Annotated in this window: 19 protein-coding genes, 1 tRNA gene and 2 pseudogenes; 15 read left to right on the forward strand and 7 right to left on the reverse strand. The window is 68.8% G+C overall.

From position 1 onward, the window contains the following. Nucleotides 1–68: 68 nt before the first annotated feature. From H1Q64_RS30040 to H1Q64_RS30070, 7 genes are all read left to right on the forward strand, one after another. Nucleotides 69–1,130, forward strand: a complete 1,062-nt coding sequence (locus tag H1Q64_RS30040; protein ID WP_237908004.1) for an ABC transporter ATP-binding protein — start codon at nucleotides 69–71, stop codon at nucleotides 1,128–1,130. Continuing rightward, nucleotides 1,127–1,981, forward strand: coding sequence for an ABC transporter permease (locus H1Q64_RS30045; protein ID WP_137107183.1), 855 nt, complete (start codon nucleotides 1,127–1,129; stop codon nucleotides 1,979–1,981). The genes H1Q64_RS30040 and H1Q64_RS30045 overlap by 4 nt, the downstream gene beginning before the upstream one ends. Next, entirely contained in the window at nucleotides 1,981–2,781 is an 801-nt protein-coding gene (locus tag H1Q64_RS30050) for an ABC transporter permease (protein ID WP_237908005.1), read from the forward strand. The genes H1Q64_RS30045 and H1Q64_RS30050 overlap by 1 nt, the downstream gene beginning before the upstream one ends. A 31-nt stretch (nucleotides 2,782–2,812) precedes the next feature. Continuing rightward, nucleotides 2,813–3,868 (forward strand): agmatinase, encoded by a 1,056-nt coding sequence (gene speB / locus H1Q64_RS30055; RefSeq protein WP_237908006.1) that lies wholly within the window; start codon nucleotides 2,813–2,815, stop codon nucleotides 3,866–3,868. Between the two features lie 4 nt (nucleotides 3,869–3,872). Beyond that, nucleotides 3,873–4,679, forward strand: a complete 807-nt coding sequence (locus H1Q64_RS30060) for a carbon-nitrogen hydrolase family protein (RefSeq protein WP_237908007.1) — start codon at nucleotides 3,873–3,875, stop codon at nucleotides 4,677–4,679. 14 nt (nucleotides 4,680–4,693) lie between these two features. Beyond that, on the forward strand, nucleotides 4,694–5,938 hold the full coding sequence (locus H1Q64_RS30065) for a threonine ammonia-lyase (protein WP_237908008.1): 1,245 nt from the start codon (nucleotides 4,694–4,696) through the stop codon (nucleotides 5,936–5,938). A gap of 295 nt (nucleotides 5,939–6,233) precedes the next feature. After that, on the forward strand, nucleotides 6,234–7,595 hold the full coding sequence (locus H1Q64_RS30070) for a nucleobase:cation symporter-2 family protein (protein WP_237908009.1): 1,362 nt from the start codon (nucleotides 6,234–6,236) through the stop codon (nucleotides 7,593–7,595). A gap of 62 nt (nucleotides 7,596–7,657) precedes the next feature. Here H1Q64_RS30070 and H1Q64_RS30075 read toward each other — a convergent pair whose 3' ends face one another. Then, nucleotides 7,658–7,951: an acylphosphatase gene (locus H1Q64_RS30075; protein WP_119510317.1), complete on the reverse strand. Its 294-nt coding sequence runs from the start codon at nucleotides 7,949–7,951 to the stop codon at nucleotides 7,658–7,660. A 244-nt stretch (nucleotides 7,952–8,195) separates the two neighbouring features. Here H1Q64_RS30075 and H1Q64_RS30080 point away from each other — a divergent pair, with 244 nt between their 5' ends. After that, on the forward strand, nucleotides 8,196–9,059 hold the full coding sequence (locus H1Q64_RS30080) for a DUF2189 domain-containing protein (protein WP_237908010.1): 864 nt from the start codon (nucleotides 8,196–8,198) through the stop codon (nucleotides 9,057–9,059). A gap of 10 nt (nucleotides 9,060–9,069) precedes the next feature. Here the strand turns inward: H1Q64_RS30080 and H1Q64_RS30085 are convergent, their stop codons facing one another. From H1Q64_RS30085 to coxB, 3 genes and pseudogenes are all read right to left on the reverse strand, one after another. Further along, a complete protein-coding gene (locus tag H1Q64_RS30085) occupies nucleotides 9,070–9,429 on the reverse strand; it encodes a hypothetical protein (protein ID WP_237908011.1) in 360 nt (119 codons plus the stop codon). Nucleotides 9,430–9,438: 9 nt separating this feature from the next. Further along, nucleotides 9,439–11,972: pseudogene (ctaD, locus tag H1Q64_RS30090) on the reverse strand (cytochrome c oxidase subunit I). Then, complete coding sequence (gene coxB, locus H1Q64_RS30095; RefSeq protein ID WP_237908012.1) at nucleotides 11,969–12,991, reverse strand: cytochrome c oxidase subunit II; 1,023 nt, start codon at nucleotides 12,989–12,991, stop codon at nucleotides 11,969–11,971. The pseudogene ctaD and the gene coxB overlap by 4 nt, the downstream one beginning before the upstream one ends. 150 nt (nucleotides 12,992–13,141) lie before the next feature. On the opposite strand from coxB, the gene H1Q64_RS30100 reads away from it, so the two are divergent. Continuing rightward, nucleotides 13,142–14,284, forward strand: coding sequence for a c-type cytochrome (locus tag H1Q64_RS30100; RefSeq protein ID WP_237908013.1), 1,143 nt, complete (start codon nucleotides 13,142–13,144; stop codon nucleotides 14,282–14,284). A 185-nt stretch (nucleotides 14,285–14,469) separates the two neighbouring features. Further along, complete coding sequence (locus H1Q64_RS30105) at nucleotides 14,470–15,066, forward strand: PDC sensor domain-containing protein (RefSeq protein WP_237908014.1); 597 nt, start codon at nucleotides 14,470–14,472, stop codon at nucleotides 15,064–15,066. A 65-nt stretch (nucleotides 15,067–15,131) separates the two neighbouring features. Here H1Q64_RS30105 and H1Q64_RS30110 read toward each other — a convergent pair whose 3' ends face one another. Further along, nucleotides 15,132–17,195 (reverse strand): putative bifunctional diguanylate cyclase/phosphodiesterase, encoded by a 2,064-nt coding sequence (locus tag H1Q64_RS30110; protein WP_237908015.1) that lies wholly within the window; start codon nucleotides 17,193–17,195, stop codon nucleotides 15,132–15,134. Between the two features lie 339 nt (nucleotides 17,196–17,534). Further along, nucleotides 17,535–17,717 (reverse strand): zinc-finger domain-containing protein, encoded by a 183-nt coding sequence (locus H1Q64_RS30115; protein ID WP_014199832.1) that lies wholly within the window; start codon nucleotides 17,715–17,717, stop codon nucleotides 17,535–17,537. A 181-nt stretch (nucleotides 17,718–17,898) separates the two neighbouring features. Here H1Q64_RS30115 and H1Q64_RS30120 point away from each other — a divergent pair, with 181 nt between their 5' ends. The 3 genes from H1Q64_RS30120 to H1Q64_RS30130 all read left to right on the forward strand — a co-directional run bounded on the left by H1Q64_RS30120 (nucleotide 17,899) and on the right by H1Q64_RS30130 (nucleotide 20,076). Then, nucleotides 17,899–18,912 (forward strand): ABC transporter ATP-binding protein, encoded by a 1,014-nt coding sequence (locus H1Q64_RS30120; protein ID WP_237908016.1) that lies wholly within the window; start codon nucleotides 17,899–17,901, stop codon nucleotides 18,910–18,912. 13 nt (nucleotides 18,913–18,925) lie between these two features. Continuing rightward, on the forward strand, nucleotides 18,926–19,903 hold the full coding sequence (locus tag H1Q64_RS30125; protein WP_237908017.1) for an alpha/beta hydrolase: 978 nt from the start codon (nucleotides 18,926–18,928) through the stop codon (nucleotides 19,901–19,903). Nucleotides 19,904–19,999: 96 nt separating this feature from the next. After that, a tRNA-Arg gene (locus H1Q64_RS30130) sits at nucleotides 20,000–20,076 on the forward strand. 84 nt (nucleotides 20,077–20,160) lie between these two features. Here H1Q64_RS30130 and H1Q64_RS30135 read toward each other — a convergent pair. Further along, nucleotides 20,161–20,694, reverse strand: coding sequence for a DUF1440 domain-containing protein (locus H1Q64_RS30135; protein ID WP_237908018.1), 534 nt, complete (start codon nucleotides 20,692–20,694; stop codon nucleotides 20,161–20,163). Nucleotides 20,695–20,846: 152 nt separating this feature from the next. Between H1Q64_RS30135 and H1Q64_RS30140 the strand changes: the two are divergent. Next, nucleotides 20,847–21,509 (forward strand): annotated as a pseudogene (locus H1Q64_RS30140) (DUF6766 family protein). A 102-nt stretch (nucleotides 21,510–21,611) separates the two neighbouring features. Next, the gene (gene polA / locus H1Q64_RS30145) at nucleotides 21,612–24,518 is read left to right on the forward strand and encodes a DNA polymerase I (RefSeq protein WP_237908019.1); all 2,907 of its coding nucleotides are present in this window, start codon (nucleotides 21,612–21,614) and stop codon (nucleotides 24,516–24,518) included.

The following is a 24,518-nucleotide window of genomic DNA, read 5'->3' on the forward strand; positions in this document are numbered from 1 at the left end:
CCCTAACCCTCTCCCCAGAGGGACGAGGGGACAAAGCCCGTTGTGAACGACAGTCAAAAAGCCATCCCATGTCAGCCCTTGTCCTCGACGGTCTCACCAAACGATACGGTCCCGTAACCGCGGTGCACGGCGCGTCGCTGCGCATCCCGCACGGGCAATTCGTCTGTCTGCTCGGCCCGTCCGGCTGCGGGAAGACGACGCTCCTGCGCATGATCGCCGGGCTGGAGGACCCCTCCGGCGGACGGCTGGTCATCGACGGACGCGACATCACCACGGCCCCCGCCCACACGCGGGAATTCGGCATGGTGTTCCAGTCGCTGGCCCTCTTCCCGCACCTGACGGCGGGCGAGAACATCGCCTACCCCCTGCGCATCCGCGGTGCCTCGAAGGCCGAGCAGCGCAAGCGCGCCGACGAGCTGCTGGAGCTGGTGCGCCTGCCCGGCGTCGCTGACCGGCCCGTCTCCAAGCTCTCGGGCGGGCAGCGGCAGCGCGTCGCGATCGCCCGCGCGCTGGCCCTGTCGCCCAAGCTGTTCCTGCTGGACGAGCCGCTGTCGGCGCTCGACGCCAAGCTGCGCGAGGCCATGCAGATCGAGCTGAAGCAGCTTCAGCAGCGGCTGGGCATCACCACCATCGTCGTCACCCACGACCAGCGGGAGGCTATGACCATGGCCGACCTCGTGGTGGTGATGTCGCAGGGGCGCATCCATCAGGCCGCCCCGCCGATGGAGGTCTACCGCCAGCCCGCCGACGCCTTCGTCGCCGACTTCATCGGCATGACCAACCTGCTGGAGGGCGAGGTCACCGCCCCCGGCACCGCCATCGTGCCCGGCGGCACCCTCCATCTCCCAGACCTGCCGCCGACGGGCCGCGTCCTGCTGTCCGTCCGCCCGGAGGACGTGGTCGTCCATCCCGCCGGGACGGACGGGCCGAACCGGCTGACCGGCACGCTGTCCTTCATGCGCGACCTCGGCGCCAGTGTGGAGTTCCGCATCGATGTTGCCGGGCGGGAGATCGTCGCGCTGTCGCGTCCGCAGGACCGCCCGCCGGTCGCCCCCGGCGGCGCCCTGGCGGTGGAGTTCCCCCCGGCGGCTTGCGTCGTGCTGCCGCCAATGGCGGAGCGCCCGCAATGATCCGCCGCGCGCCCCGTGGTCTGGCCGAGCACGCGCCGATCCTTTTCCCGGCGCTGATGCTGGTCGTCTTCTTCGTCATCCCCTTCAGCCTGATGATCGCGGTCAGCGTCTTCCGGCGGGTTCCCGGCGGCTTCTACGAGCCGGACCTCGTCTTCGCCAACTACGAGCGCTTCCTAACCGCCTTCTTCGGCGGGGTGATGTCCTTCTCGCTGGGGCTGGCGGCGCTGGTCGCGGTGTTGTCGGTGGGCATCGCCTTCCCCTTCACCTACCGGCTGGTCAAACTGCCGCGCGGCGCGCAGATCCGCTGGCTGGTCTTCCTGCTGTCGATCCTGTCGCTGTCGGAAGTCATCATCGGCTTCGCCTGGTCCACCCTGCTGTCGCGCACCGCGGGCATCACCAACCTGTTCGTGGCGCTGGGCCTGATGGCCGAACCGCAATCGCTCAGCCCCAGCTTCGGCGCGCTGCTGGCCGGGCTGGTCTATCAGGCTTTCCCCTACACGGTGCTGGTGCTCTACCCGGCGCTCGCCCGCCTCGATCCCTATCTGGAGGAGGCGGCGCGAACGCTCGGTTCCTCGCCGCTGCGCGCCTTCTTCACGGTGGTGGTGCCGGGGCTGCGCAACACCATCGTGGCGACCACGATCATGGTGTTCGTCTTCGCGCTCGGCTCCTACCTGCTGCCGCAGCTTCTGGGACGGCCCCAGCATTGGACGCTGTCGGTGCTCATCACCGATCAGGCGATCTACCAGTCCAACATGCCCTTCGCGGCGGCCATGGCCGTCTTCCTGGTGCTGGTCAGCCTCGCCCTCGTCGGGCTGGCGCTGCTCGCCGGGCGGCGGGAGGAGACGGCCTGATGCTGATGCGCACGCTGAATTCCCTGATCGCCGGCCTGATCGCCCTGGTCCTGGCCGCCCCCATCCTGGTGGTGGCCGGAGTCTCAGTGAACGAGAAGAAGTCGCTGACCTTTCCGCCGCAGGGCTTCTCGCTCGCCTGGTACGCGGAGGTCTTCACCGATCCCGGCTGGCGCGGCGCGCTGATCACCAGCCTCGTCGTCGCCACCCTGTCGGCGGCGCTGGCGGTGCTGATCGCCTTTCCGCTGGCCTGGTTCCTGTGGCGCTGGCGGGCGCCCTGGGCGCGGGCGTTCGAGGTGCTGGGCATGACGCCCTTCATCCTGCCGCCAGTCATCACGGCGCTGGGCTTCCTCAGCTTCTGGGCGGCGGTGGGGGAATACGGGTCACCCTGGACGGTGGTGGTCAGCCACGCGGTGTTCTTCGTGACGCTGCCGCTGGTCACGCTGTCGCTGGGCTTCGGCGCCGTCGACCGTTCCTACGTGGAGGCCGCGGCGACCATGGGGGCGGACGACCGGACGGTGCTGCGCACGGTGGTGATGCCGCTGGTGCGGCCCTACGTGATCTCCGGCTTCGCCTTCGCCTTCGTGCTGTCGCTGAACGAGTACATCGTGGCCTACATGGTGGTCGGCTTCACGCTGGAGACGCTGCCCATCAAGATCTTCAACGCGCTCCGCTACGGCTACACGCCGACCATGGCCGCCGTGACGGTGCTGTTCGTGACGCTGACCGCGGTGGTCTTCGGGCTGATCGCGTGGTTCGGCGACCTGCCCCGCCTTCTCGGCGCCTGGGCCAAGAACGACTAACCTTCTTTCCTTTTTCAAAGAGATCCGGACGATGATCGACCCTCAGAAGCTTGATCGTTTGCGTACGAAGTACAGCGGCTCCGGCGGCAACGACTTCCACGATCCGGAGTTCCAGCGGGTGGCCGCCCTCCAGTTCTCCGGCGGCAAGCGGGTGCAGCCCTTCGCCGGGGTGTCCACCCTGCTCGACGCCCCCTACCGCCCCGACGCGGCGGAGGCGGCGGACTTCGGCGGGCTGGACATCGCGCTGATCGGCGTGCCTATGGATCTGGGAGTCACCAACCGGGCCGGCGCCCGCCTCGGCCCGCGCGCGGTGCGCGGGATGGAGCGCATCGGCCCCTACGAGCACGCCCTGCGCATGGTCCCGGCGGCCTCCTGCAAACTGGCCGACGTCGGCGACGTGCCGCTGTCCAGCCGCTTCAGCCTGGAGGCGTGCCACGGCGACATCCTGGCCTTCTACAACCGCGTGATGGACGCGGGCGTCGTGCCGCTTTCGGTGGGCGGCGACCATTCCATCACCTATTCGATCCTCAAGGCTCTGGGCCGCGAGCGTCCGGTGGGCATGATCCATTTCGACGCCCATTGCGACACCGGCGGCCCCTACGAGGGCGCCAAGTTCCACCATGGCGGCCCCTTCCGGCAGGCGGTCCTGGACGGCGTGCTGGACCCGGAGCGCACGGTGCAGATCGGCATCCGCGGCAGCACCGAGTATTTGTGGGAGTTCTCCTACGACAGCGGGATGACCGTGATCCACGCGGAGGACATCCCGGAGCGCGGCATCGCCAGCGTCATCGAGACGGCGCGCAAGGTGGTGGGCGACGGGCCGGTCTACATCTCCTTCGACGTGGATTGCCTGGACCCGGTCTTCGCTCCCGGCACCGGCACCCCGGAGGTCGGCGGCCTGACCACGCGGGAGGCGCTGGCGATCCTGCGCGGGCTCGACGGGCTGGACATCATCGGCGGCGACGTGGTGGAGGTGGCGCCGCAGTACGACGCGACGACCAACACCGCCCACGCCGGCGCCCAGATGCTGTTCGAAATCCTCTGCCTGTCGGTGCGCGCCCTCGCCAACCGCCAGGGCCGAGGCTGATCGCATGCGGCTGACCCTGTTCCAGGCGGACGCGGAGCCCGGTGCGCCGCACCGCAACCTCGACCGTCTGAAGCGGGCGGCGGCGGAAGCGGCGGGGCGCAGCTCCGACCTGCTGATCGGGCCGGAAATGGGTCTGACCGGCTACGACATCGGTGCGGAGACGGTGCGCACCCTGGCCGAACCGGCGGACGGGCCGATGGCCGCGCGGGTCGCCGCCATCGCCCGGCGCTACGGCATCGCCATCCTCTACGGCTATCCGGAGCGCGCGGTGGACGGCGCCGTTTACAACGCCGCGCAACTGATCGGGGCGGACGGGCGGCCCCTGCTGAACCAGCGCAAGACGCATCTCTACGGCGACCTCGACCGCAGGACCTTCGCGCTGGGCGGCGACGCCTTCCCGACCGCCGATGTCGGCGGGGCGCGGGTCGGCGTGGTCATCTGCTACGACGTGGAGTTCCCAGAACTGGTGCGCCGCCACGCGCTGGCCGGGGTGGACGTCTTGCTGGTGCCGACCGCGCTGATGGCGCCCTACGAGATCGTCGCCACCGCCATCGTCCCAGCCCGCGCCTTCGAGAACGGCATCTTCGTCGCCTACGCCAACCGCTGCGGGACGGAGGGGGCGTTGCGTTATTGCGGCCTCAGCAGCGTGGCGGCGCCGGACGGGAGCGTGCTGGCGCGGGCGGGCGACGGCGAGGCGCTGCTGACCGTCGATCTCGACCCCGCCCTGCGCCGGGTCGGCACGCATCTGGCGGACCGCCGCCCGGACCTGTACGGTGCGGTCTCCAGCGCGCCTGGGAAGGGCGGTTCGTAGAGGAAGCACAGGACATGCCGGTCACCATCGACGACATTCACGCCGCCGCCGAACGGCTGGCCGGACGCATCAGCCGCACGCCCTTCCTGCGCTCGGAAACCCTGTCGCAGATCACCGGCGCCGAGGTCTGGGTCAAGCTGGAGAACCTCCAGTTCACCGCCTCCTTCAAGGAGCGCGGGGCGGCCAACCGGCTGCTGCACCTGACGCCGGAGGAGCGGCAGGTCGGGGTGATCGCCATGTCGGCCGGCAACCACGCCCAGGCCGTGGCCTACCACGCGAAGCGGCTGGGCATCGCGGCGACCATCGTTATGCCGCGCTTCACCCCCTTTGTGAAGGTCAAGCGCACGCGCTACCACGGCGCCACCGTCATCCTGGAGGGCGACACCCTGGCCGAGGCCGCCGCCTTCGCCCACGACCTCGCCAAGCGGGACGGGCTGGTCTTCGTCCATCCCTACGACGACGACGCGGTGATCGCCGGCCAGGGCACCGTCGTGCTGGAGATGCTGGCGGAGGTGCCGGACCTCGACGCGCTGGCCATCCCGGTGGGCGGCGGCGGGCTGGCCGCCGGGGCCGCGGTCGCCGCCCGCGCGCTGCGGCCCGGCCTGGAGGTCGTCGGGGTGGAGGTGGAGACCTACCCCGCCGCGGCGCAGCGCCTCGCCGGGCAGCCGGTCAAGGTCGGCGGCCCGACCGTGGCCGAGGGCATCGCCGTGCGCGACGTCGGCGACCGGCCCATGGACATCCTGAAGCAGAACGGCTGCGACGTGGTTCTGGTGCCCGAGGCGGTGATCGAACGCGCCATCGCCATGCTGATCGAGGTGGAGAAGACCGTGGCGGAGGGCGCCGGGGCCGCCGGTCTGGCCGCCCTGCTCTTCCACCCCGAGCGCTTCCGCGGCAAGCGGGTCGGCCTGATCGTGTCGGGGGGCAACATCGACACGCGCACGCTCGCGAACGTGCTGATGCGCGGCTTCGCCCGCGACGGGCGCCTGATCAACCTGGACATCGACGTGGCCGACCAGCCCGGCGCGCTCGCCCAGGTGGCCCGCATCGTGGCGGAGTGTGGCGGAAACATCATCGACGTGCAGCACCAGCGCCTGTTCGGCGCCTTCTCCGTCAAGTCCGCCGAGGTCGCTTTGCTGATCGAAGTTGAGGACGAGGGCCACGGCGACCGCATCACCGAAGCCCTGCGCGGCGCCGGCCTGCCCGTCCGCAAGGCGGTGGTGGCGGAAGCGGCGCAGCCGCTGTCCAGCGCGCGGCCCTGAGCGAACGCCCGAAACATATCGGCGAAGTAGCCCTCTCCCCTCCGGGGAGAGGGTGGCCCGTAAGGGCCGGTGAGGGGGATGCGCATGGCGGAAAGTCCGGCACAAGCGCAACCCCCTCACCCTAACCCTCTCCCCTCAGGGGAGAGGGGACATACCTGCCCACAGAATGCGCAGCTTGGCCACGTGCCGCCGCCTTTCGCGGCACATTCGGGTGGGGCGCTCCCTGATCCCCGCCCCACCGGTTGTGGCACGGGCCATGCACTTCGCACCTGTTCATTCGCGGAGGTCATGGATCATGTCATCGGTGGAGTCATCACAGCCAACCCATCCGGTTGACGAGAAGCTTCCGTTGCTGCGCCTGCTGGCGCTGGGGATGCAACATGTGATGGTGATGTACGCGGGGGCCATCGCCGTGCCGCTCATCATCGGCGGCGCGCTGAAGCTGCCCAAGGACCAGATCGCGCTGCTCATCAATGCCGACCTGTTCGCCTGCGGCATCGTCACGCTGATCCAGACGCTCGGCTTCTGGAAATTCGGCATCCGCCTGCCGGTGATGATGGGCGTCACCTTCGCCGCGGTCGGCCCGATGGTCGCCATGGCGGGGAACCCGTCGCTGGGGTTGCTGGGCATCTACGGCGCGGTGATTGGGGCCGGCGTCTTCGCCACGCTGGCCGCCCCGCTGGTCGGCCGCCTGCTGCCGCTGTTCCCGCCGGTGGTGACGGGGACCGTGATCGCCATCATCGGCATTTCGCTGATGCGGGTGGGCATCACCTGGGCGGGCGGCGGGGCCGGAAACCCGAATTTCGGCGATCCACTCTATCTCGGCATCGCGCTGTTCGTGCTGGCGGTGATCCTGCTGGTGACCAAATACGCCAAGGGCTTCTGGGGCAACATCTCGGTCCTTCTGGGCATCGTCGCGGGCTTCGCCCTGACCATGGTGCTGGGGCTGGTCAGCTTCGACGGGGTGGGGCAGGCCAAGTGGGTGGACGTGATCCGCCCGTTCCAGTTCGGCATGCCGGTGTTCGAGTTCTGGTCGATCCTGACCATGTCGCTGGTGATGATCGTCGTGATGATCGAATCCACCGGCATGTTCCTGGCGGTCGGCGAGATGGTCGGCCGCCCGGTGACGCCGGAGCAGCTGACCCGCGGCCTGCGCACGGATGGGCTGGGCACGCTGATCGGCGGCGTCCTCAACACCTTCCCCTACACCTCCTTCTCGCAGAATGTCGGGCTGGTCGGGATCACCGGGGTGCGCAGCCGCTGGGTCTGCGTGGCCGGCGGCGTCATCCTGGTCGCCTTCGGCCTGTTCCCGAAGCTGGCGCACGTCGTCGCCTCCGTCCCCACCTATGTGCTGGGCGGGGCCGGTCTGGTGATGTTCGGCATGGTCGCGGCGACCGGCATCAAGATCCTGGCGAAGGTCGACTACACGACCAACCGCGGCAACATCTACGTCGTCGCCATCAGCATCAGCCTAGGCATGGTGCCGCTGGTCGCCGACAAGATCTTCCAGAAGATGCCGCCCTTCCTGTCGCCGCTCCTGCACAGCGGCATCCTTCTCGGCACCATCGCCGCGGTCCTGCTCAACCTGTTCTTCAACGGGTTGGGCAAGGCCAGCAGCGAGGAGTTCGTCGCCGCCGCCAAAACCGCGGAGGCGTGAGGGCGACGTCCGGTTGGGAACGGGGGCCGGTCGGGATCGGGGGGATTGATCCCGACCGGACGTCACTGCGTCGGGCGTTGCTCGAAGAGGCCCGGACCGGGATCGCGGGCCGGCTCCACGGCGATGTCGTTGACCACGGCGGCGGAGGGGCCGCGGCGGCAGGCCTCCAGCATCCGATCCACGGCGTCCGCGGGGCCGGCGAACAGCGCCTCCACCGTCCCGTCGCCGCGGTTGCGCACCCAGCCGGCCAGCCCCAGCCGGCTCGCCGTGTCCACCGTCCAGCCGCGGTACCAGACGCCCTGCACCTTGCCATGAACGCGGGCCAGCACGGCCTTGCGGTTTTCCTCATCCGCCATTCTTATCCCCGGTATCGTTTCCGTACGGTCAGGACAATAGGACAAGAGCCGGTTCCGGAAAACCCGGCGCGCCCCGGCGCCTTCCCCTCCCCCAATGAACAGTGCCGCCAACCATTCGTCGGCGTATCATCCGTGCATGGCGGGGCGCGGGATCTCCTGTGACCGCCGGGCCGCGACAGCGAAGGCCGCGACCGGGCACGGGCGGGCTCGCACCCCCTGAACGAACGGTTCGGGAGGAACGGACATGACCATCCGAAACCCTGCGGAGTGGGGAGCGGCCCATTTCAAATCCTGGTCCCACGGTCTGGCCGAAGCGGGCCACGCCATCGCTCCGTCGGCGCGGGAACGGGCGGCGCTGGAGCCGACCGTGCGGCGCATCCGCAGCGACGACCTGCGCGACGCGCTGAGGAAAGGGCTCCATGACTTCATGGCCTGCCGGACCGATGTCCTCTTCATCGCCCTGATCTACCCGCTCGTCGGGCTGCTGCTGGCGGAACTGCTGCTCCACGGGAACGCGCTGCACCTGCTGTTTCCTCTGGCCTCCGGCTTCGTGCTGATCGGCCCCTTCGCCGCGGTCGGCCTCTATGAGATGAGCCGCCGGCGCGAGCGGGGCGACCGCGTGTCCTGGGCCGACGCCTTCGCGGTGGCGCGCTCCCCGGCCTTCGGGGCGATCCTGGCGATGGGGGCGATCCTGACGGCGGTGTTCCTGCTGTGGCTGGTGGCGGCGCAGCTCATCTACATGGCGACCCTCGCCCCGCTGGCACCGGAGGGCTGGAGCGCCTTCACCCAGGCCCTGTTCACCACCCGCGCCGGCTGGGCGATGATCGTGCTGGGGATCGGGGTCGGCTTCCTGTTCGCCGTTCTGGCGCTGGCGATCAGCGTGGTCAGCTTCCCGCTCCTCATGGACCGCCGGGTCGGCGTGGCGACGGCCATCCGCACCTCCGTCCGCGCCACCCTGAGGAATCCCGAGCCCATGGCGCTCTGGGGAATGATCGTGGCCGGCGGTCTGCTGCTCGGTTCGCTGCCGGCCTTTGTCGGGCTGGTGATCGTCATGCCGGTGCTCGGCCACGCCACATGGCACCTCTACCGGCGCCTGATCCCGGAATGAGGCGGTTGGGCTAACCGCAGGCCGGCACCTGCAGGGCAGGAAGCCCGTTCCACAGGATGGCGACCAGCGCCCCCGCGGCGGCAAGCCCGGTGAACAGACGGATGAAGCGGCGCGGGTCCTCGCTGGTCCGCCGGCCCGGAGCGGCGCCCCACAGCGCCGCCGCCAGCACGCCCGCAGCCAGCAGCAGGGCGACCGCCGTGGCGCCGAGGATCAGCACCACCGCGACGGGGTGGCCGTACAGTTCCACCCCGTCCCATGCGCGGGCGCAGATCAGGCCGTTGATGCCGTAGATCGCCGCGAAATGGGCCGCCCAGATCAGGAAGGCCGACATCATTCCGGTGAAGGTCGCGGTGAACGCCGTCTTCTCCATGCCCCAACCTCACACGGCCAGACGCGGGAACAGATGCACCAGCAGGAGCGACACCACGCCCTGCCCGCAGGTGTAGAGCCACACCAGCATCACATTGTCGAAGGTGACCCGGCGCTGCGCGTGCAGCCGCCCGGCAAAGGAGCGCGCCAGCGTGAATCCGGTCATCAGGACCAGGATCACGACGTGGAAGACCTGCCAGGAGGCCAGCATGTAGACGATGGCGCCGTAGGCGCTCTCCGACGCCACGAGGCCGCTGCCGATGTGGTTGTAGGGCTCGGCCACCGCGGCGCCCAGCATCAGCAGGAGACCAACAAGCAGGGCGCCCCGCATCGTCCAGGAGCGGTTATGGGCCACGGCGCGGCTCGCCAGCAGCATCGCTCCCGCCGCCACGACCCAGAGCCCCGCCTCGCCGAACAGCCACCCCAGCCCCGGCAGGGCGTCGGTGCCCACCGGCCAGACATCCGGGCTGACCGTCCACAGGAAGACGTAGGTGAAGCACAGGCAGGCGAAGGCAGTCCCGTCCACCAGCAGCAGGACCGCCGTCCCCCACCAGGAATGGTTCTCCGATCCCTGGAGATAGACTGGCACCCGCCAGCCGCCGCCGACGTCCTGCGGTGGATGGTCGGCCCCCTTGTCGAGGCTCCACACCCACGAGAAGACCGAGGCGATGGCCAACACCCCCGGCACCAGCGACACCCAGTAGAGCTGCACCGCCAGACAGATGAAATGGGCGGCGGTGAATAGCCCGGCCAGGAAATGGCTCCAGTGCGGTCCAGGCATCGGCATCAGATACTGCGGCCGGGCCTCGATCGGGCTGGTCACAATGGGTCTCGCGCCGGCGCGTCGGGGCGCCGGGCAGGTAATGGGCGCCCTCCTGCACCTCACGCGACAGGTTCGGGTTGTCCCACAGCGGGTAGAGCGAGCGGACGTGCGGGATGCTGCGCGTCGCGTAGTCGTCGTTCGGAATCCACTCCAGCGTCCCCGCCTTCCACGGATTCTCCGGCGCCGGGCGTCCCCCGGCCGAAGGCGTCGCGCGCCATGTCGATCAGCACCAGCAGGACGCCGAAGGCCATCACGAAGGCCCCGACGGTCGAGACCATGTTCAGGACGTTCCACCCCAGATCCCCCGGATAAGTGTAGACGCGCCGCGGCATGCCCATCAGGCCGCTGACATGCATGGGGAAGAAGGCGACGTTGAAACCGATGAACATCATCCAGAAGGCCCAGCGCCCCAGCCGCTCCGACAGCATCGTGCCCTTCAGCGTCGGCCACCAGTGATACAGCCCGGCGAAGACCGGGAAGACCATGCCGCCGATCAGCACGTAATGCAGATGCGCCACCACGAAGTAGCTGTCATGGGCCTGCCAGTCGAAGGGGATGACCGCCACCATCACGCCGGTCAGGCCGCCGGCCACGAAGATGAACAGGAAGCCCAGCAGAAACCACGTCGCCACCGTCCATTGCAGCCGCCCCTTGCCCAGCGTGGCGATCCAGGCGAAGACCTGGATTCCGGCGGGCACCGAAACGGCCATGCTGGCGGCGGAGAAGAAGCTGAGGCTCAGCGGCGGGATGCCTGTGGCGAACATGTGGTGCACCCACAGGCCGAAGCTGAAGAAGCCGGTGCCGACCAGCGCCACCACCACCCAGTCGTGACCGACCAGCGGCCTTTGCGCCAGCGTCGGCACCATCATCGACACCAGCCCCGCCGCCGGCAGGAAGATGATGTAGACCTCCGGATGGCCGAAGAACCAGAACAGGTGCTGCCAGAGCAGCGGGTCGCCGCCCCGCTCCGCGATGAAGAAGGGCCAGTCGAAGGCGCGCTCGATCTCCAGCAGCGCGGTCGCGATGATCACCGCCGGAAAGGCGAAGACGATCATCCCGGCCATGACCAGCATCGACCAGCAATAGACCGGGATCTTGTCCAGCGTCATGCCGGGCGGACGGGTGCGCAGGATGCCGACGATGATCTCGATGGCCCCGGCGATGGCCGAAATCTCGATAAAGCCGATCCCGAGCAGCCAGAAATCGGCGTTGATGCCGGGTGAGAACTTCATGCTGGTCAGCGGCGGGTACATGAACCAGCCGCCGTCCGGCGCCACCTCGAAGATCAGCGAGCAGAAGAAGGCCAGCCCGCCGAACAGATAGGCCCAGAAGGCGAAGGCCGACAGCCGCGGAAAGGGCAGATCGCGCGCCGCCAGCATGGAGGGCAGCAGGAAGACACCGATGGCCTCGACGATGGGCACGGCGAACAGGAACATCATGCCCGTGCCGTGCACGGTGAAGAACTGGTTGTAGAGGCTGTGCCCCAGCACGTCGTTTTCCGGCACGGCGAGCTGCGTCCGCATGACCAGCGCCAGCGTGCCCGAGATGACGAAGAACAGCAGCGCCGTGCCGATGTACAGCACCCCGATGATGTTGTTGTTCACCTCCTTCAGCAGGCCGAGGCCGGAGGTCGGTTTCCAGGCGCGCTTCAGCGCCTCCAGTTCCTCCTTCGGACGCGGCAGGCGGTTGGGCAGGGCGGCATCGTCGAGCGGCGGGGTCATTTCAGGCTCTCCAGCCACACGGCGATGGCGTGCAGATCGTCGCCGCCCAGGATCGGGAAGGACGGCATGCGGTTCTCCGGCTTGATGTGCTGCGCCCCGGCGATCCAGCCGGCCAGAGCCTCCGGCGTGTTGGGCAGCGTCCCGGCGGCCAGCGCGCCGCGCCCGCCGACATGGGTCAGGTCCGGCCCGGCCGCCCCGTTGGCCGGCGTCCCGCGCACCGTGTGGCAGGACCCGCAGCCGGAGTGCAGGAAGGCGTCGCGCCCGGCAGCCTGCTGCGGCCCGTCGGGCTCCGCGGCGGGGCGGCGCTCGGAGGCCAGCCACTCATCGAAACGGTCGGGCGGCTCCACCACCACGTCGAAGGCCATCAGCGCGTGCTGGGCGCCGCAATATTCAGCGCATTGACCGCGGTAGGTGCCGGGCTGCTCCCCGACCAGGATCAGCCGGTTCTCGTGGCCGGGGATCATGTCCATCTTGCCACCCAGGCTGGGCACCCAGAAGCTGTGGATGACATCCGCCGCGGTCACCACCACCTCCACCGGCCGCCCGGCCGGGATGACGAGGCGGTTGGCGGTGCGCAGCACCTCACCCCCCTCCCCGGCGCCGGGATAGCGGATCTCCCACCACCACATGTAGCCGGTGACCTCGATGCGCAGCGGCTCCACACCGCCGGTGTCCGACAACTGCCGGGCCACGGCGAACTCGTAGACCTGAAGCGCCGTCAGAGTGACGATGGGAAAGACGATGCCGCCGCCGATGATCCAGGCGCGGCTTCCGGGGAAACGTTCCGGCCGGGCGATGACGGCGTAACCCGCCAGCGCCATGACGAAAAGGAAGATGACCCCACCCCCGGCGACCAGGATCAGCGTCAGGTCGAGGATCGCCTCGGCGTTGCGTCCGGCGGGGTGGAGCGCGGATTGCGGACCCCGCTCGCAGGCCGCCAGGAGCCCCATTCCGCCGGCCAGGGCCGCTCCCCGCCAACTCCGTCTGCGTCCCTCGCTGCGGCCAGACCTGCGGTCCATGCACCCCCCTCGCGGCGTTGGCCCGCGGCGGCGGGCATCGTCGTTGCACGGCTAAACTCACGGCAAGGCCGCAGGTTCCGCCGGAACTTCGGTCATCGGGGGAGCATTCATTCGGGGACGAACACTCACAACCGCCGGAGCGTCCCATCCATGCGCAGAGTTCTGACGATCATCGGGCTGGTTCTGGGCGCCCAAGCGGTGGGGGGCTTCCTGTTCGCCTGGTCGGGGCTCTACAGCGTCGCCGCCAGCAAGGAGCACTGGCCGCCGGTCTACTGGTTCTTCAGCATGGCGATGCGCAGCTCCATCGAGACGCACGCCGCCTTCGTGAGCGATCCGCCCGACCTGGACGACCCGGCGCTGATCCGGCGCGGCGCAGGACACTACGAGGACGGCTGCGCTCCCTGCCACGGCGCGCCGGACGTCGGGCGCAACCCGATCTCGCGCCACATGCTGCCCACCCCGCCCTTCCTGCCGGGTCATGCCGGGGATTGGACGGACAAGCAGCTCTATTGGATCACCTACAACGGCATCAAATACGCCGGCATGCCCGCTTGGCCGGCGCAGGCGCGCGACGACGAGCCCTGGGCGGTGGCCGCCTTCCTGCGCCGGCTCGACGGCATGAGCGCCGAGGAATACCGCCGCCTCGCCTTCGGGGAAACGCCGCCGGACGGCGACCGCTCGGCCCTGAGTGACTTGGCGATGCTGGACGGCTCCGCCCGCGAGGTGCTGGACAATTGCGCCCGCTGCCACGGCTATGACGGTGCCGGGGGCGGCCCCGGGGACAGCACCGCCGCCTTCCCCCGCCTGTCCGGCCAGAACGCCGACTATCTCTTCCACGCGCTGAAGGCCTACGCCGAGGGCGGGCGGCACAGCGGCATCATGCAGCCGGTGGCCGCCGGGTTGGACGATTCGATCCTGCGCATCCTGGCCGACCATTATGCGGGGCAGACGGCGGCCCCCTACCCGCCCCCGCCCGCCGACGCCGATCCGGCCCTTCTGGAACTGGGCGCCCGGCTGGCCGAGTCCGGCGACCGCGCCACCGGGGTTCCGGCCTGTTCCGGCTGCCATGGCGAGGACCGCGACCCGCGCTACCCCCGCCTCGACGGCCAGCACGCGAGCTACATCGCCGACCAGCTCCGCCTCTGGCAGAAGGACGCGCACGGCGACACGCCGCTGTCCAGGATCATGGGCGCCGCTGTCCGCAACCTGACGGAGGAGCAGATCCGCGCCCTATCCCTGCACTACGCGCAGAGCCGCCCGCGGCAGACGGCGGAGACGGAGGGAGAGCGCTGAACCTTGCCCCCGACCAAGCGCCACCCGTTCAAGAACAATAGTAGTTAGGCTTGCTGATTTTCCGTCTCACGGAATAATTCGCGCATTCCTCTGACGGGCGGGATGAAGCGGGACCTATGGTTCTGCGCCCACGGAGCACAGGCCACGAAGGCAGCCCGTGGGCGGATCAATCATGGGAGGAATCGATGTCCAAACGCTTTTCCCTGCTCCTGTCCACCGCGGCGGTCCTGACGGTGCTCGGCACCCTGCCGGCCTACGCCGCCGATCCCGCCCTGGAAGCCAACGTCCGCAAGACGGTGAGCCCGCAGACCCAGACCTGGCTCGCCGACCCGGCGGTCGTCGACGCCGTCAAGGCCCAGAACGCTCAGAACAAGGGCCTCGACCAGGCCAAGATCGACGCCATGGACAACGACTGGAAGGCGGCGGCCAAGGCCAAGTCCGCCAACCCCACCTACGACAAGATCGCCGCGAACGCCGTGACCAAGCGTCTGAAGGAGGTGACGGACAAGAGCAACGGCCGGATCGTGGAAATCCTGCTGATGGACAACCGCGGCCTGAACGTGGCCCAGACCGGCGGCACCTCCGACTATTGGCAGGGCGACGAGCCGAAGTGGCAGAAGGTCTACAGCGGCGGCTCCGACCTCTACATGACCGACCCGGAGAAGGACGCCGGGACGAACGCCATGCTGACCGAGGTCAGTGTTCCCGTGCTCGATCCGGCCAGCAAGGAGAAGATCGGGGTGGCGATGATCGTGCTCGACACCAACAAGCTCGGCAACTGACGGGGCGCGGCTTCCCGCCGGCCCATCCCGCCGGGCCGCCAACGGGAAGCCGCCGGGAAGCCGCCCTACCCGGCGTTCTCCACCAGGAAGCGCTGGAAAGCGTCCACGTCCAGCGGGCGGCTGATCAGGAAGCCCTGGATGCGCGTGCAGCGCTGGCGGCGCAGCATGTCCGCCTGCTCCTCCGTCTCCACCCCTTCGGCGATGGTGTCGAAGCCCAGGCTGTCGGCGAGGTTCACGATGGTGTTGACGATGGCCGGGTCGGTGGAGGACTGCACGATGTCGCGGACGAAGCTGCGGTCGATCTTCAGCGTGTTGATCGGGAACCGCTTCAGATAGGCCAGGGAGGAATAGCCGGTCCCGAAATCGTCGATGGACAGGCGGATGCCGATCCCCTTCAGCCCGTGCAGGATGGTCACCGCCTTCTCGATGTCGCCGATCATGGCGCCCTCGGTCAGCTCCAGTTCCAGCCGCTCCGGCGGAACGCCGCTGCGCTCCACCACGTCGCGCACGAAGTTCACCAGACGCGCGTCCTGGAACTGGCGTGGCGACAGGTTGACCGACACCGACGCGATGTCCAGCCCGGCGGCCAGCCAGCCGGCCAGCCGGCCGCAGGCCTCCCTCAGGGTCCAGGCGCCGATTTCCCAGATCAGGCCGGTCTCCTCGGCCAGCGGGATGAACTCCGCCGGGCTGACGAGGCCGCGCACCGGGTGGTGCCAGCGGATCAGCGCCTCCGCCCCGATCACCCGGTGGAAGCCGCGCTGCGGCATGTCCACCTTGGGCTGGAAATGCAGCTCGAACTCCTCGCCGGTCGCGGCGGCGCGGCGCAGGTCGCTTTCCAGCCCCAGCGTGAAGCCGGTGCGCTCCCGCATGCCCGCCTCATAGAAGACGAACTTGCATTCCGGGTTGCGCTTGGCGTGGTACATGGCGAGGTCGGCGTTGCGCAGGAGCTGGTCCGCCGTCTCGCCGTCGTCGGGAAAGAAGGCGACGCCGATCGAGGCGCCGCAGAACAGTTCCTGATTGTGGACGGCGAAGGGCTCGCCCATCGAATAGAGCACCTTCTCGACCAGCCGGGCGCCGGCGGCGCGGTCCACCGCGTCGGGCGCCACGATCAGGAACTCGTCGCCGCCCAGCCGGCCCACCGTGTCGGACACGCGGGTGCAGTTGCGCAGCCGCTTGGCCACCAGCTTCAGCAGGTCGTCACCGGCGTGGTGGCCCAGCGTGTCGTTCACCTGCTTGAAGCGGTTGAGGTCGAGGAAGGCCACGGCGACCTTGGTGCGCATGCGCTGGGCGCGCACGATGGCCTCCTCCAGCCGCTCGCAGACCAGCCAGCGGTTGGGCAGGTCGGTCAGCCGGTCGAAGCTGGCCTGATAGCGGATCTGGTGTTCCTGGTACTTGCGCTGGCTGATGTCGGCGAGCGTCAGCACGTAATGCTCCAGCGCCCCGCCCGGCGCACGCACCGCCGTGACCGACAGCGAGGCCGCGAAGGCGTCGCCGGAATGGCGGAAGCTGGTCACCTCGCCCTGCCAGCGCCCCTCCGTGCGCGCGGTGCGCCAGATGTCGTCGATGAAGGCGCGCTCGTGCGAACCGGGGGCGAAGATCACCAGCGGGCGGTTGAGAAGCGCCTCCCGCTGGAAGTCGGTCATCACCTCGTAGGCCGGGTTGACCGCCTGCACCGACAGATCGGGGTCCACGATCAGGATGCCGTCGGCCACGCTGTCGAAGACGGTGGCGAGCAGCCGGATCTTCTCCTCGTGCTGCTTGCGCTCGGTGATGTCCTGGACGGTGCCTTCGTAATAGCGGATGCGGCCCTGCGGATCGCGCACGCAGCGCGCGTTCTCCGAAATCCAGATGATCGAACCGTCGTTGCGGAAGACCCGCGCCTCGAAGCTCTGCACCACGTCGCGCTCGGCCATCAGGCGGGCGAAGGCCTCGCGCTTGCCGGGATCGACGTAGAGCTGGCCGGCGATGTCCGTCAGGTTGTCGATCAGGTCGGCCGGCGACCGGTAGCCGTAGATCCGCGACAGCGCCGGATTGACCCGCAGATAACGCCCGTCCACCGTGGTCTGGTAAATACCTTCGACCGCGTTCTCGAAAATACTTCTGTATTGCTCTTCCGTCTCTTGGCTCATGGACCGGGCCTCATCTGGCGCGAGAGCGTTGGCCTCAGGAAAAAGCATGCGAAGGACCTGAGCGGGCAATTGCGATGGACGCCTCTTTTGCGCCGCAAAAAAGTAGAAGGCGGATCGCGACGCGCGTCAAGGCGGTTCGTTTTATATTTTTCACAATTGCAATAAAAGAGGCATATGACCCATCCCGCCCGGACGTTGCATCGCCACAGCGCCGGGTGACGGAATAGCCACAGAATCGCCCTGAATCACCGGTTCGGTCCGCCGACAAACAAAAAGGGCCGGATCGCTCCGGCCCTTGCTGCGTGCGGGATTTCCGCCCTGTAAGAGGCGCCGCCGGGCTCAGTGCCCGTGCGTGCCCGTCTTGGCGCCTTCCTTCAGGACGAAGTGACGCGAGCAATAGGGGCATTCGACCTTCCCCTCGGCGCTCAGCGTCAGATAGACCAGCGGGTGGCCGAGCGCGCCACCGCCGCCGTCACACCCGACGGTCAGGGTCTCGACTTCAATCGTTTCAACTGGCTGCATGGCAGACATCCTCCGCTTTGACACACGCGCGCGTTAACGCCATCGTTAAGATGCCCACCGAATGAGGCACGCGCGCGGGGTCGGATCATACCCAACGCGCCGGACGGATCAAGTGATTGGACAGTGATCGCCCCCGGGGGTTCGGACTCGGAGGCACGACCGGAAAGGCCCCTTCGACTCCATGGTTGCGCACGCCCCGCTCAACGCCGCCGCCCTGCCCGCCCACGCCGTCCCCGCCTACGCCGTGGAGGTGCGCGGCCTCACCAAGACCTATCGGGCCGCCGGCAAGGCCGGCCCGAAACAAGCTCTTAAGGGCATCGACCTGGCGATTCCCCGCGGGGCGGTGTTCGGGCTGCTGGGGCCGAACGGGGCGGGCAAGTCGACGCTCATCAACATCATGGCCGGGCTGGTCAACAAGACCGGCGGCACGGTGTCGATCTGGGGAACCGACATCGACGCCCATCCGCGCCAGGCGCGGGCGTCGATCGGCGTGGTCCCCCAGGAATTGAACATGGACCCTTTTTTCACCCCTCGGGAAATGCTGGAGCTCCAGGCCGGCCTTTACGGCGTGCCCAAGGCCGAGCGGCGGACCGAGGAACTGCTGGAAGCCGTGGGGCTGCGCGACAAGGCCGACGCCTACGCCCGGTCGCTGTCGGGCGGCATGAAGCGGCGGCTGATGGTGGCGAAGGCGATGGTCCACACCCCGCCCGTCCTGGTGCTGGACGAGCCGACCGCCGGCGTGGACGTGGAACTGCGCATCCAGTTGTGGGAGCATGTGCGCAAGCTGAACCGCGAGGGCTCGACGGTGCTGCTGACCACCCATTACCTGGAGGAGGCGCAGGAACTGTGCGACTCCATCGCCATCATCAACCACGGCACGGTGGTGGCCTGCGAGCCGACCGCTTCGCTGCTCCGCCGGGTGGACGCCAAGGCGCTGACCGTTCTGGTGGACCGCGACCTGGACGCTGTGCCGGCGGAACTGTCCGCCTTCACCGCCGAACTGGCCGAGCCGCGGCGCCTGATCGTCCGCTACCAGCCGAGCCGCCAGCGGGTGGACGGCATTCTCGCCGCCCTGGCAAGCGCCGGGCTGGGGGTGGTCGATCTGAGCACCGAGGAATCGGATCTGGAGGACATCTTCCTGCAGCTGACCAGCGGCGCGCACGCCCGCAAGGAGATCGCGCACGATGCGGCGTAGGGCGGCCGGCCGGATGGCGAAACTGATCGTCGGGATCGCCCTTCTGCTGTCCGGCTGCACCGCGGCCTATCAGCCGATGGGCCTTCCCGTGACCCAGCCGTCCCTGACCGGCAGCGCTCTGATCGCCGCCGACGGCTTCGAACTGCCGCTGCGCCGCTGGCTGCCCGAGGACGGGGCGCCGCGCGCGGTGGTGCTGGCCCTGCACGGCTACAACGACTACTCCAACGCCTTCGACGGAGCCGGGCGCAGCCTCGCCGCGCGGGGAATCGCCGTCTATGCCTACGACCAGCGCGGTTTCGGCGCCACGCGGAACATCGGTATCTGGCCGGGCACCGACACGCTGGTGGCCGACCTGAAGGCGGCCGTCTCGCAGATCCACGCCCGCCACCCCGGCCTGCCGGTCTATCTGATGGGCGAGAGCATGGGCGGTGCCGTGGTTCTGACCGCGATGACCGGCCCGAATCCACCCAATGTGAACGGCACGATCCTGGTCGCCCCCGCCGTCTGGGGCCGCGACGCGATGGGCTTCTTCCCAAGGGCGCTGCTCTGGCTCAGCTACAACACGGTTCCGGGGATGGTGGTGCACCCGCCGAAGGACCTGAAGATCCAGGCGTCGGACAACATCGAGATGCTGCGGGCGCTGGGCCGCGACCCGCTGGTCATCAAGGGCTCCCGCGTCGATGCGCTGGAGGGGCTGACCGACCTGATGGGCACGGCCCTGGCCGCCTGCGGGCATTTGTCGGTGCCCTCCCTGGTGCTCTACGGAGCCCACGAGGAGGTGCTGCCGAAAACCCCCGTCAACCGCGCGGTCGAGGAGTTCGAATCCGGTGGGCGGCATGTGGTGGCGGTCTATCCCGACGGCTGGCACATGCTGCTGCGCGACCTGAAGGGTCAGGTGGTGGTCAACGACATCGCCGCCTGGATCGAGAACCCCAAGCAGCCCCTGGCGAGCGGCGCCGACCGCAACCGCAGCCTCCTGGCCGCAAAATAAGCACGGATGGGCGGCCCCGGTGGGGTATGAAAAAATGTCGAAAGGAGTGTTTGCACTGGCCGAGGCTTTTCGCTATGGTGCGCCTCCGCTGATGATGGACCCGTAGCTCAGCTGGATAGAGCGCTGCCCTCCGAAGGCAGAGGCCGATGGTTCGAATCCATTCGGGTCCGCCAGCGATTTCAAAGGCTTAGCCGCAATGCGGGCTAGGCCTTTTTTATTCATATCCCCGTTTTCATCTCCGTATCGCTTTGGGAGCGCTATGCCAGCTCCCGGACAGCAGGGGCATGCTCGCGAGCGCCCGCCATCGGCTCCGCACCGGCTCGGCTCTGGTTGCCCCCTCCCATCAAATACGCGGCAGTGATCCCCGTTACCCCTCCCCACACCACATGGGCGGCCAGCATCAGGCTGTTGCGGGCGGGCGGATGGCGGGTCGCGGGGGTCAGGATGCGCATCGCCGGAATCCAGCCGAGATAGCTGGCGCCCCAGACCGCGAGGCCGTAGCCGATTCCCGTCGCCACCGCCGGTCCGCCGATCCGACGCGCGACCACCGGATACAGCGCCCCGGCGGCGGCGCCGTAGCCGTAATGCAGGGCAAGCGTCAGGTCGCGGCGCTCCGGCTCGTCCATCGCGTCCATCACGCCGGTCGGGCCGACGACGCGGTCCGTGATCAGGCGCGGCGGCAAGGGGTAACGGTCCTTCTCCGGCAAGGCGCGTAACATCGCGCGCATGGCCGCCGTCATGGCGACGGTGCCGGCCAGCCCGGCGATGGCTCCGGCGACAGAGTGGTTCATGGGAAATGGACCGAAGGTTGTTGTGTGGAGCCTCCAATCAACAGGACCCCGCCTTTCAAGGTTCCTGGTGAGCCATGGGAGCGGCGGGGAAACCTCTTGCTTGTCCAAGCGTTGAGGGACCAGGGCATGGCATCAGAATCAAGGTGCAGCACATGCGTCGCTTCCTGCGGGACAACGGGCTGTCGGTCGCCTTGTTCTGGCTGTTCCTCGTCTCGATCATTGGGCAGGTGCTGGCCGGGTGGCGGGCCCTGGCGGAGGAGCTTCGCCTGCACGCCCAGCCGCCCGTCGGCTTCCTCGACTACCTGACCACCGGCCATTTCCTGTCGGCGACCTTCGAGAACTGGGAGAGCGAGTTCCTCCAGATGTCGGTCTATGTGCTGCTGACCGCCATCCTGGTCCAGAAAGGCTCCTCGGAATCCAAGAAGCCGGGGGAGGCCAACCCGGAGGACGAGGCGCCCGAGCGGCGGCGCGGCGTTCCCGTCGCGCCCTAGCCGGTGCACCGGGGCGGCCTGCTGCTGCGGCTCTACTCCCACTCGCTCAGCGTCGCGCTGGTAACGCTGTTCGTGATGTCCTTCGTCCTGCATCTGGCGGGCAGCACGCAGCGCTCGAACGAGGAGGCGGCGTGGCATCACCAGCCCATCCGGACCATGGGCGAAACCCTCGCCGATCCGGAATTCTGGTACGAGAGCTTCCAGAACTGGCAGAGCGAGTTCCTGTCCATGGGGGTTCTGGTCGTGCTCGGCATCTATCTGCGCGAGCGCGGCTCCCCCGAATCCAAGCCTGTCGCCGCCCCCAACCGCCAAACCGGCGACTGACCGCCCGGCCCTTCACGACCGGCCTTTTCGGGGGCGTCGGGCGCGCTCGACTCTCGGGCCGCCTTCGGCCATGGTAACGCCCCAAAGGGAAGAGGCCGCATCATGTCCGACGAAAAGACCACCGACACGCTCCAGACCGCCACCGAAGCCCCCGCGCCCGTTGGGGACGGCAGCGGCCTGTATCTGGTGGACGGGTCGGGCTTCATCTTCCGGGCCTTCCACGCCCTGCCGATGCTGAACCGTCCGGACGGCACGCCGGTGAACGCGGTGCTGGGCTTCTCCAACATGCTGCTGAAGCTGCTGGCCGACCTGAAGGCCTCCGCCGTGGCGGTGGTCTTCGATTCGAAGCGGCTGAACTTCCGCAACGAGTTCTATCCCGAGTACAAGGCCCACCGCCCCGAGCCACCGGAGGAGCTGAAGCCCCAGTTCGCCCTGATCCGCGAGGCGACGGAGGCCTTCTGCCTGCCCTGCCTGGAGCTGGAGGGCTACGAGGCCGACGACCTGATCGCCACCTACGCGCGGCTGGCCAACGAGGCCGGACGCGAGGTCACCATCGTGTCGTCCGACAAGGACATGATGCAGCTCGTCCGCCCCGGCGTGCGCATGCTCGACCCGCTGAAGAACAAGCCCATCGGCCCCGACGAGGTGTTCGAGAAGTTCGGCGTGGCCCCCGACCGGGTCGTGGACGTGCAGGCGCTGGCCGGCGACAGCGTGGACAACGTGCCGGGCGTGCCGGGCATCGGCGTGAAGACCGCCGCCCAGCTCATCACCGAGTACGGCGACCTGGAATCGCTGCTGGCCCGCGCCGGCGAGATCAAGCAGCCGGCCCGCCGCCAGAAGCTGATCGACTTCGCGGAGCAGGCGCGGATCTCCCGCCGCCTCGTCCTGCTGGACGACCATGCCCCGCCGCCGAAGCCGCTGGAGGAGCTGCGCGTCCGCGAGCCCGACCACCAGAAGCTGATCGACTTCCTGCGCGCCCAGGGCTTCCGCACCATCGTCAGCCGCGTCGAGGCGGAGATGCGCAAGGACGGCACCATCGCCGACGGCGCGGTTCCCTCCGCCACGCCGCCCGCCGGCCCGGCCAGGACGGCCACCCCCTCTCCCGCCCCGGCGACGGAGGCCGGCACCCCGCGCAGCCGCCCGGCCCCGCCGACCGGCGTCGAGCAGCGCTACGAGCTGGTGCAGGACCTCGACGCCTTGGCCATCTGGCTGGAGCGCGCCCGGACCACCGGCATCCTGGCCGTGGACACCGAGACCAACTCGCTGACCCCCGCCACGGCGACTCTGGTCGGCATCTCGCTGGCAACCGAGCCGGGGCTGGCCTGCTACATCCCCCTGGCCCATCAGGCCCCCAACGCCGCGGCCAGCGGGGAGCTGTCCTTCGAGACGCCGGAAGCGCCGAAGCAGATCCCGGCGGAGGACGCGCTGAAGGCCCTGAAGGAGGTTCTGGAGGACCCGGCCATCCTGAAGATCGGGCACAATTTCAAGTTCGACCACCAGCTGTTCGCCCGCCACGGCGTGCGCGTGTCGCCCGTCGACGACAGCATGCTGATCTCCTACGTGCTGGAGGGCGGCGCCCACGGCCACGGCATGGACGAGCTGGCGGAGCTGCACCTCGGCCACACGACCATCCCCTACAAGGAGGTCTGCGGCACCGGGAAGAACCAGATCACCTTCGACCGCGTGCCGCTCGACAAGGCGCTTGCCTACGCCGCGGAGGACGCCGACATCACGCTGCGCCTGTGGAGGGTGCTGAAGCCGCGGCTGGTCGATGAGCGGATGGTCACCGTCTACGAGACGCTGGAACGCCCGCTGGTCCCGGTGATCGCCGACATGGAATCCTGCGGCATCCGCGTGGACCGGGCAGCACTCGCCCGCCTGTCCCAGGACCTCGCCGTCCGCATGGCGGAGATCGAGAAGGAGGTGCACGGGCACGCCGGGCGCAGCTTCAACATCGGCTCGCCCAAGCAGCTCGGCGAGATCCTGTTCGACGAGATGAAGCTCGGCACCGGCAAGAAGGGCAAGACCGGCGCCTACTCCACCGATTCCAGCGTGCTGGAGGAGCTGGCGGAGCAGGGCCACGTCATCGCCCAGCGCGTGCTCGACTGGCGCCAGCTCGCCAAGCTGAAGAACACCTACACCGACGCGCTCCAGGCCCAGATCGTCGAGGGGTCGGAGCGGGTGCACACCGCCTTCGCCATGGCGGCGACCAACACCGGCCGCCTGTCCTCGACCGACCCGAACCTGCAGAACATCCCGGTCCGCACCGAGGAGGGCCGCAAGATCCGCCGCGCCTTCGTGGCGGCACCGGGCCACAAGCTGATCTCTGTCGACTATTCGCAGATCGAGCTGCGGCTGGTCGCCGAGATGGCCGACATCGCCGCGCTGAAACAGGCCTTCCAGGACGGCATCGACATTCACGCGGCCACCGCCAGCCAAGTCTTCGGCGTGCCGCTGGACCAGATGACCTCGGAGATCCGGCGCAAGGCCAAGGCGATCAACTTCGGCATCATCTACGGCATTTCCGGCTTCGGGCTGGGCCGCCAGCTCGGCATCGCGCCGGGCGAGGCCAACGCCTTCATCAAGGCCTATTTCGAGCGCTTCCACGAGCTGAAGGTGTGGATGGAGGCGACCAAGGCCTTCGCCCGCCAGAACGGCCATGTGGTGACTCTGTTCGGGCGGCGCTGTTATATCCCCGGCATCCACGACAAGAACGCCGCCCGCCGCGCCTTCGCGGAACGGCAGGCGATCAACGCGCCGATCCAGGGCACCGCCGCCGACATCATGAAGCGCGCCATGGCGCGCGTGCCCGGCGCCCTGAAGGAGGCCGGCTTCGACGAGGTCCGCATGCTGCTTCAGGTGCACGACGAACTGCTGTTCGAGGCGCCGGAGGATCAGGCCGAACGCGCCGCCGCCCTGGTGCGGCAGGTCATGGAGGGTGCCGCCACGCTCGGCGTGCCGCTGGTGGCGGAGGCCGGCATCGGCGGCAACTGGGACGAGGCACACTGA

This window comes from Azospirillum brasilense, from assembly GCF_022023855.1.
Lineage (GTDB): Bacteria > Pseudomonadota > Alphaproteobacteria > Azospirillales > Azospirillaceae > Azospirillum > Azospirillum brasilense_F.

Excerpts from the sequence above, each read along its gene's own strand:
- H1Q64_RS30085 (WP_237908011.1), bottom strand. The coding sequence starts at position 9,429 with ATGGAGAAGACGGCGTTCACCGCGACCTTCACCGGAATGATGTCGGCC.
- H1Q64_RS30105 (WP_237908014.1), top strand. The coding sequence starts at position 14,470 with ATGTCCAAACGCTTTTCCCTGCTCCTGTCCACCGCGGCGGTCCTGACG.
- H1Q64_RS30110 (WP_237908015.1), bottom strand. The coding sequence starts at position 17,195 with ATGAGCCAAGAGACGGAAGAGCAATACAGAAGTATTTTCGAGAACGCG.
- H1Q64_RS30125 (WP_237908017.1), top strand. The coding sequence starts at position 18,926 with ATGGCGAAACTGATCGTCGGGATCGCCCTTCTGCTGTCCGGCTGCACC.
- H1Q64_RS30075 (WP_119510317.1), bottom strand. The coding sequence starts at position 7,951 with ATGGCGGATGAGGAAAACCGCAAGGCCGTGCTGGCCCGCGTTCATGGC.
- H1Q64_RS30045 (WP_137107183.1), top strand. The coding sequence starts at position 1,127 with ATGATCCGCCGCGCGCCCCGTGGTCTGGCCGAGCACGCGCCGATCCTT.
- H1Q64_RS30135 (WP_237908018.1), bottom strand. The coding sequence starts at position 20,694 with ATGAACCACTCTGTCGCCGGAGCCATCGCCGGGCTGGCCGGCACCGTC.
- coxB (WP_237908012.1), bottom strand. The coding sequence starts at position 12,991 with ATGGACCGCAGGTCTGGCCGCAGCGAGGGACGCAGACGGAGTTGGCGG.
- H1Q64_RS30040 (WP_237908004.1), top strand. The coding sequence starts at position 69 with ATGTCAGCCCTTGTCCTCGACGGTCTCACCAAACGATACGGTCCCGTA.
- H1Q64_RS30080 (WP_237908010.1), top strand. The coding sequence starts at position 8,196 with ATGACCATCCGAAACCCTGCGGAGTGGGGAGCGGCCCATTTCAAATCC.
- H1Q64_RS30050 (WP_237908005.1), top strand. The coding sequence starts at position 1,981 with ATGCTGATGCGCACGCTGAATTCCCTGATCGCCGGCCTGATCGCCCTG.
- H1Q64_RS30115 (WP_014199832.1), bottom strand. The coding sequence starts at position 17,717 with ATGCAGCCAGTTGAAACGATTGAAGTCGAGACCCTGACCGTCGGGTGT.
- H1Q64_RS30060 (WP_237908007.1), top strand. The coding sequence starts at position 3,873 with ATGCGGCTGACCCTGTTCCAGGCGGACGCGGAGCCCGGTGCGCCGCAC.
- H1Q64_RS30065 (WP_237908008.1), top strand. The coding sequence starts at position 4,694 with ATGCCGGTCACCATCGACGACATTCACGCCGCCGCCGAACGGCTGGCC.
- polA (WP_237908019.1), top strand. The coding sequence starts at position 21,612 with ATGTCCGACGAAAAGACCACCGACACGCTCCAGACCGCCACCGAAGCC.
- H1Q64_RS30100 (WP_237908013.1), top strand. The coding sequence starts at position 13,142 with ATGCGCAGAGTTCTGACGATCATCGGGCTGGTTCTGGGCGCCCAAGCG.
- H1Q64_RS30070 (WP_237908009.1), top strand. The coding sequence starts at position 6,234 with ATGTCATCGGTGGAGTCATCACAGCCAACCCATCCGGTTGACGAGAAG.
- H1Q64_RS30120 (WP_237908016.1), top strand. The coding sequence starts at position 17,899 with ATGGTTGCGCACGCCCCGCTCAACGCCGCCGCCCTGCCCGCCCACGCC.
- speB (WP_237908006.1), top strand. The coding sequence starts at position 2,813 with ATGATCGACCCTCAGAAGCTTGATCGTTTGCGTACGAAGTACAGCGGC.